5 protein-coding genes are annotated in these 7,999 nt (G+C 49.8%); 1 reads left to right on the top strand and 4 read right to left on the bottom strand.

Features of this window, described 5'->3' with window-relative positions; translation table 11 throughout:
- Positions 1-138: 138 nt before the first annotated feature.
- The 3 genes from QZ157_RS08045 to QZ157_RS08055 all read right to left on the bottom strand — a co-directional run bounded on the left by QZ157_RS08045 (position 139) and on the right by QZ157_RS08055 (position 3,209).
- The gene (locus QZ157_RS08045) at positions 139-396 is read right to left on the bottom strand and encodes a hypothetical protein (protein ID WP_295144113.1); all 258 of its coding nucleotides are present in this window, start codon (positions 394-396) and stop codon (positions 139-141) included.
- A gap of 306 nt (positions 397-702) precedes the next feature.
- Positions 703-2,619 carry a hypothetical protein gene (locus tag QZ157_RS08050; protein WP_295144115.1) on the bottom strand — a complete coding sequence of 639 codons (1,917 nt, stop codon included), beginning with the start codon at positions 2,617-2,619 and terminating at the stop codon, positions 703-705.
- Positions 2,620-2,627: 8 nt separating this feature from the next.
- Complete coding sequence (locus QZ157_RS08055; protein ID WP_295144119.1) at positions 2,628-3,209, bottom strand: YcxB family protein; 582 nt, start codon at positions 3,207-3,209, stop codon at positions 2,628-2,630.
- A 224-nt stretch (positions 3,210-3,433) separates the two neighbouring features.
- On the opposite strand from QZ157_RS08055, the gene QZ157_RS08060 reads away from it, so the two are divergent.
- Positions 3,434-5,887, top strand: a complete 2,454-nt coding sequence (locus QZ157_RS08060; RefSeq protein WP_295144121.1) for a molybdopterin-dependent oxidoreductase — start codon at positions 3,434-3,436, stop codon at positions 5,885-5,887.
- 525 nt (positions 5,888-6,412) lie between these two features.
- Here the strand turns inward: QZ157_RS08060 and QZ157_RS08065 are convergent.
- On the bottom strand, positions 6,413-7,855 hold the full coding sequence (locus QZ157_RS08065) for a nicotinate phosphoribosyltransferase (RefSeq protein ID WP_295144123.1): 1,443 nt from the start codon (positions 7,853-7,855) through the stop codon (positions 6,413-6,415).
- Positions 7,856-7,999 lie beyond the last annotated feature (144 nt).

The raw sequence follows: 7,999 nt of genomic DNA on the forward strand, positions 1-7,999 counted from the left end.
TTTAGTCTGATAGTCGGAAAGTTTCCAATTTACGGCAAAAAACAAGCAAATAATCTAATCCAAACCGATGCAAATTTTACCGCCAAAAATCGCAAATTTTATAAATTTAGCGGTTTTGGGCGACAGGCTTATCGTCGTTTAGAGCATTTTGAGCTTTTCGCGCACCAAGGCAACGTAAATCATCGCTAGCGTCGTCGCAAACCAGATGACGTAAGGTAGGCAGAAAACAAAAGGCTTTTCGTAGTAGTCGTATTGCACGCCGACGTTGCGGCTAATGTAGAGGTAAAAGCCGCCTACGATGATGATGTAAAACGCGATAGCGACGGCGTCGCAGACACGAACTAGCTTGCTGGTCGGATGTTTTTGTTTAGATACGGTCTCGTGATTATGACTCATCTTTTCTCCTTTATTTTTGGGAAATGTTATCATCATTTGGAAAACATCTCGATGATTTACGTCAAAAAAGGCCAAAATTTATGATTAAAAAAATCGAAATTTAAGCATATTTTATGGGGGAGGTAAATGCGCTCACATTTTACTTTCAAGGATAAAAAACGGATTTATATTTTTTTGGCGCAAAACATTTGCGCCGTATTTAGCTCCAAGTGCCATTGCTTTCGTATACCCAAGCGCCGTTGCCCGCAGACCTTCCGTCCCAGTTGATTTTGGGCATTTTATCCTCCTAAAATGAGATACAAGCAATCACTTTGCGCGGCTTGCTTCTTTTGCTTTTACGGCTTCGTAAATTTCATCCGCGCTAGTTAAATTTATGTCCAAAAACTCCTGCGCCTTTTTTAGCGTGCGCGCGCCCATGATACCGTCGGCCTTGACGCCGATAGCTTTTTGCACGTATAAAATTTTATCTTTTTGCGTCATCTGCGGAGCGGTTTTAGCTGCGTCGGTCGAGTTTGCTTCGCGCGCCGTATCGTTTGAGCCTTCAAATTTAGCCGTCATCTCGCGAAATTTGGCCTCCAGGCCGCGCGACGCCTCAAATCGCTCGTCAAGCTGCATAAGAGTCGGAGCGTAACCAAAACTCGATATCGCGCCGTAGATCGCGCCGACCGCTCCAAAACCCGCTAAAATTTTAAAAAATAGCGAAAAAGCCTCTTTGTTTCGCATGCTTTGGCGGTACTCTTTAGGTACGGAGCTTCGTCGAAATAGCGTAACCAGCGCGCTAAGGGGCGCTAAGACGCACCAAGCCGTGCCCGCGCAAATAGCCAAAAATATAAGCGTATAAATAGGCGCCATGATGTAGCGCTCGGCTAAATTTTCGCCTAAAAATCCAGCCGTAAAAACCAGCACAAGCAGCCAAAATAGCGAGCCTAGCCCAAACCAAACCGCAGGCGAGTAGACGGGAGAGATTTTATCCAGGCATTTTTTCATCGTTTCGCCCAGTTTGCTCGCCGCGCCCCTTGAGACGTAGCCTTCGCAGGCCTCTATCACGGCGTTTGCGGCCTCTGTTTGCGTGCCGTCCGTTTTAGCGATACGCTTTAGCGCGGAGTCTAGAGCGGGCTGCGAGCAGTAGCGCGTGAAAAATTTAAACGCCTCGCGTCTAGTTATCTTGCCGTCGGCGTCAATCTTTTTTAGCATCAATATCTCGTCTGCGAAAAGATCATCGAAAAAGGGCGGCCTTATAAAGGCGTAGGGCGGGTTGCTAAAGCCCACCGCCTCGTACTCCTTGCCTAGCAGGATAAAATTTAGCCGAGTTATCGCGCTAGAACCCACGTAAGAAAACAGGTGCGAGCTCTCGTCGCCGCTCTCTTCGTCTTGATAAAACGGTATCGTTTGTGAGATAAATTTGCAACTGCGCGCGCATAAAAAATCCAAAAGCTCGTCCGCGTAGGCGCGCGATTTTATGCGTAAATTTACGCTGGGTTTCGCGTAGGCGCCGATATTTGCTACCGTGGTAAAGTATCCGTGACCGCTGCACTGGGCGCACTGCACGTAGCCTGATCCCCCGCATCCGCCGCACCTAACCGTGCCTGATCCCGAGCAGCCGTAGCAGGTATTTGAGCCGCTGCCGCCGCATGATGAGCAGCTCTCGTAGCGATACGTCACGTATGTGCTGCCGTCTGAGTTATACTGCGTGTGAGGGCGATTTACGCCGCCGCTGCCCCCGCACGTAGAGCAGCTTTGTCGGCCGCGTCCGCCACAGCTAGAGCAGGTTTTTTTACCGCGTCCGCCGCACTCGCCGCAGCGCGTCTGCCCGTCGCCTCCGCAGTTGTCGCAGCGTTCGCTCATGCTAAATGGCTTAAAATCGTAATACCTAACCGCGCCGCCTGATTTTGCGACGGCCTCTTTTGCGTCTTGGCGTAGTTCGGTGAGTAAAATTTCACGCAGATCCGCGCTATCTCTGGCCTGCAGCAAGCACTCTCTGGCATGATTTTCGTAGCCGCGCACGTCGTCGCCAAAGTGTATCTGTTCTTTTGCGCCGCCTGCGATCTTGCTCTCCTCGCGCTTGCCGTAAAACTCCCACGTCACGCTAGCTGTGGCTTCAAAATCAAAAATTTCGTGCGAAATTTCTACCAAATCCTCAGGCTTAGCTTGGTTGCCGTTTATTAGATTGCGTAGACCTTTTAAAAACGGCTCGTGTAAACTTAACTCGTCAAATTCGCTCATTTTAAATCCTAAATTTGATTTTGCGCGTCTAGTCCCGCGCGCTTTTTTATCTCGCTTAAAAACTCCGCTCCGCCGTCTGCAAAAGCCTTGCGCGGCACGGCGTAAAACATGGAGTTTGCGATGATAATGACGACGAAACTACCGACATAGCGGGCGTCGCTGATGACGTTATAAAAATATCTGCCCTCGCCGAATTTGCTTTTTTGCACGAAAAACCCATCCTCTAAGATCACGCTTTTTGATCCGAATTCGCCGTAGTTTGCTTTATTTATCAGCGCGCGAGTAAGCAGCCAAGGCCGCAGCCCAGTAGCGTAAAGCAGAGTAAAAAACGCGGCCATCCACGATAGGTAGGCTAGATTTTCCACGCCGCTAAAACCGTAATCCCTAAGCAAGTCGCTAAGCTCCCTGAAGTAAAATTTGACGCACAAAAGCGTGATAAAAAACATGCCAAGAGCCGACGCCGTAAAGTCGCATATACGTATGTTTCGCATAAATTTATCGCCCTTATAAACAATCTTGCCCACCTCGCGCGTCATGGCTTTATACTCGGCGCTAGGCTTTATCTCAAATTCGGCTTTTAAATTTGACATTTGCTTCCTTTAAATTTTGATGAGATATTATCAAATTTGGCCTAAATTTACGCTATTTTTAAAACGGCTGCTAAAACGAGAATTAAGCCTAAATTTCGTAAAATCGCCGCTAAGACGCGAGGTCGCGTAATACGTTAAAAGGCAAACGATGCAAAACTCAACCACGTAAATCCCGCTAAATTTAAACTGAGTCAACCAATCAAATTTAAATTTAAGGCAGAATCATGAAAAGACGAGACTTTCTAAAACTAGGCGCGCTCGCGGCAGCTTCGGCGCAAGCAAAACAATTTGACGCGGCGGCGCAGGCGATATTTGACGAGCAGATGGGGCTTTGCGCGAATAAATTCGGCGCGTTTTACGTCCAAACCATCGGCGGCAGAGTCGTGGGCACAGAGCCGTTTGAGGGCGACGCGATGCCAACGGTGCTAAATAACGCCCTAAGCGATCACATCCAAAACGAAACGCGCGTGAAATACCCCTACGTGCGCAAAAGCTTCCTTGCCGATCCCGCAGATCCAAAGCCACAGCTTCGCGGCAAAGAGCCCTTCGTACGCGTTAGCTGGGACGAGGCGATAAAGCTAAGCGCTAAAATTTTAAAAGAAAACTTCGATAAATACGGCTCTGAGGCTATTTACGGGCAGCTTTATCAGTGGGGCAGCCTCGGTAAGGTCGGCCACTCGCAGCGCACCGCAAAGCGCATGCTAAACGCGCTAGGAGGCTACGTGAGCGAGCTTGGCGGCTACTCATACGGCGCAGCGACTGCGTTTTTGCCTCACGTGACGGGCTCGATCGATCCGACGCACGCTCCGACGCGTTGGGAGGGCGTGATAAAGGAGGCCAAAACAATCGTGTTTTGGGGCACGAATCCAGTCGTATCAAACAAGATCGCTATCGGCGTGCCGATGCACAACTCCTACGCCTACTACGAGATTATGAAAGATAAATTTAAAAAAGGCGAGATGAAAATTTACAGCGTCGACGTCTACCGCAACGAAACGGCAGAGTATTTCGGCGCGGATTATCTTGCCGTGCGTCCTTGCACCGATACGGCAATGCTGATCGGGCTTTGCGATTATCTTTACGAAAACGGCCTTTACGACAAGGAATTTATTGAGCGCTACACGGTCGGGTTTGATAAATTTAAAGAGTATTTCACCAGCGCGAAAGACGGCGTGAAAAAGGATCTAAAATGGGCGAGTAAAATTTGCGGCGTGAGCGAAAAGGAGCTAAAAAGCCTAGCCGACACGCTAGCTAAAAAAGACACGCTCATAGTTACGGGCTATGCGATACAGCGTCAGCATCACGGCGAGATGGCGTACTGGGCGCTGATCGCGCTAGCAGCGATGCTAGGCGACATCGGCAAGACGGGGCGCGGATACGTGATGAACGATCAGATGCATAAAAACGCCGATATTAGCTTCATCGCGCCAAAGCTTCAGGCCTTTAATCCCGCGGTAAACGAAAAATACATTGCCCCGCAGGGCAAGCTAGCTAAAGCCAAATACCACGAGATACCAAACAGCAGGCTCATAGACGCTATCATGGAGCCTGGCAAGCAGATCGAGCGCAACGGCAAAAAATACGTCATGCCGCACATTAGAGTGATGTTTAACGCCAACGGCTCGACCTTCACCCGCCACCCCGACACCAACCGCGCGGTCGAAGCGATGAAAAAGATCGAAGCGATCATCACCACCGAGCCCTTTTGGACGAGTACGGCGAGGCTCAGCGATATCGTGCTACCGTCGGCTCTTGAGTGCGAGCGCACGGATATCGAGTTTGCAAACTCGACTAGCGAATATCTTTTTGCGGTTAAACCGCTAGTAAAGCCCGTAGGCGAGAGCAAGAGCGACTTCGAGATCGCGCGGCTCATCTGCGCGCAGTGGGGCGAGGAGTACGAGCAGGCCTTTAGCGAGGGTAAAACGGAGCTTGAATGGGTGAAGGAAATTTATGCCGATGCTGCTGCAAAAGCCGAGGGCATGGGCATAGCGATGCCGAAATTTGAGGAGTTTTGGCAAAAAGGCTACGTCAAATTTGATAAGATCGACGAGAAAAAGCGGTACTTCACAAACTACGCGGACTTTCGCGCCGATCCCGAGAAAAACGTGCTAAAAACGCCGTCTGGCAAGATCGAGCTCTACTCTGAGGCGGTCGAAAAGCTAGGCTATCCCGACTGCCCGCCGCACGCGACGTGGATGGAACCGTTTGAGTGGCTGGGTGGCGACGTGAGCAAGTACCCTATCGCCATCAGCGGCGCGCACTCTAAATTTAGGCTCCACTCGCAGCTAAACAGCTCGCTCATCCGCAACTACGCCGAGATCGCAAACCGTGAACCCGCGCTCATCAGCCCTGCCACGGCAAAGGCGCGCGGCATCAAAACGGGCGACGTGGTGAGGATCTACAACGACCGAGGCGAGATACTCTGCGGCGCGCTGGTAAGCGATACGGCACAAGATAACGTCGTGATCGTAAGCGAAGGCGCATGGTACGATCCCGCCGTCTGGGGCGAGCGCAGCCTATGCAAGCACGGCAACATAAACGTGCTAACCAAGGACGTACCGAGCTCGCAGCTATCGCAAAGCAACACCGCGCACACGAGCATGGCGCAGATCGAGAAATTTAGAGGCGAACTGCCGAGCGTAACGGCGTTTGATAGGCCCGCGACGATAGAGGCTTAGGTTGTTTTTATGTTTAAATTCGAGCGGCAAATTTAGCGTTTGAATTTGAATTTTCGGTTTTTTGGCGGTTTAAAGGCAAATTTAACCGCCAAAACGGATTTTTGGCGGGCTTGTTTTGGAGATTTTTTGTTAAATTAGACCGCTTAGTCTTGAGTTAAATTTAGCTTTAGCGGTAAATTTTCGCGCAAATTTAGCCGCCGCATTATCAAATTTAAATTCATGCGGCACGGCTTAGAGACTTTAAATCTATTTAACTTCGGCTCAAAACCACCGCCAAATCATGGCTTTGTTCTCTACGTCTGCTAAAATTTACGCTTTATTTAACGCCGAATTTGGTTTAAATGAGCCAGCCGTAAATTTAGTCGCGTCCAAATAATGCTTAGCGCGACCGCTTATGCGTGTAAGCGCGTTTGGTTAAATTTAGCCTTGCGGCGCAAAACCGCTAGCCGCAGCTAGTAACCGCGCCTACTAGGCCAAGCCCGCTACTAAAACGCCGGCAAATTTAGCGCTTTAAGCCCTGCTCGGCTATTTTTTGGTTTGTTTTAGCAGGTCCATCTTCATCTCGTAGTAGTCTACGCTCATATCGACGTAGTGTTTGTGCGGGTTTTCAAAGCGCTGCTCCTCCTGCCAAATTTCATTTTCGAGCTGCTTTTTTACGTAGTCTCTGATTTGCGATAAATTTACCGGCTCGGCTGCGCGCTTGCCGTCTTTTACGACTAGATTTTGTAGCTGCCGCGCCGTGCAGCCTTCAAAATACAGCTCCTTCCACGGCCTATCGGGATCTATGTAGCGGTAGGGTTTTGAGAGGTCGGGCGTTTCGTCCGCGTTCGTGATCAAATCGGCGACGGCTTGACCGCCTTTATATATGCGCCAGACCTTTTTTAGACCCGGATTAGTCATCTTTTCTACGGCCTCCGAGACCTTTATGCGCGGGCTAAAAATGCCTTCTTTTTCGACTGCGACTAGTTTATAGACTCCGCCGAAAACCGGATCACTTTTTGACGTTATCAGTCGTTCGCCCACGCCAAAGCCGTCTATGCGTCCGCCTTGGGTTAAAATCGAGGCGATGGTGTATTCATCCAGGCTGTTTGAGACGATGATTTTGCAGTCTTGTAGCCCCGCCGCATCTAGCATCGCGCGGGTTTTTTTAGATAGATACGCTAGGTCGCCCGAGTCTAGCCTAACGGCTTTTAGGCGCTTACCCATGGGTTCAAGTACTTCTTTTGCCGTTTTTATCGCATTTGGTACGCCGCTATGCAGCACGTCGTAGGTATCTACGAGCAGCGAAGCGGAGCCCGGATAGAGCAGGGCGTAGCGCTTAAAGGCTTCAAATTCGTCGCCAAAATACATCACCCAGCTGTGCGCCATCGTACCGGTCGTCGGTATACTAAAAGCCTTAGCCGCCAGCACTGTCGCCGTGCCGTCCGCGCCGCCGATATAGGCCGCTCTAGCGCCATATACGGCCGCGTCGAAGTTATGCGCGCGTCTGGCGCCGAAGTCAAACACGCTCCTGCCGTCCGCGGCTTTTACGATGCGCCTAGCCTTGGTCGCGATGAGGCTTTGATGGTTTATCTGCGATAGGATCGCGGTTTCTATGAGCTGCGCGTCGATAGGCGAGGCCACGACGGTCATAAAAGGCTCTTGCGGATAGATGATCGTGCCCTCGGCAAATGCGTATATATCGCCTCTAAAGCGAAATTTACGCAGGTAATCCAAAAAATCCTCGCTAAATAAATTTAACGAGCGCAGATAAGCTACGTCGCTATCCTCAAAGCGAAAATTTTCTACGTACTCAATGATTTGCTCAAGCCCTGCAAATATCGCAAAACCGCCGCCGCTAGGCACTTTGCGGTAAAAAACGTCAAACGCCACGCGCGGCTGATCCCCGCTTTTAAAATACCCCTCCGCCATCGTAAGTTCGTAAAAATCCATCACCATGCTGACATTTCTTGCGTCAAACTGCGTCATTTTTGCCCTTTCTTGTTAAAATTTGATAATGATATAACCCCGCGGCTTGCGAGATGCTGAATTTTACGCGCTATTTTTAAACATATATATTATTTGTTCTGAAATTATTATCATTTTTTATCTATCTTTAAGCTCGTTTAGCAT

This window comes from uncultured Campylobacter sp. (genome assembly GCF_905372745.1).
Lineage (GTDB): Bacteria > Campylobacterota > Campylobacteria > Campylobacterales > Campylobacteraceae > Campylobacter_A.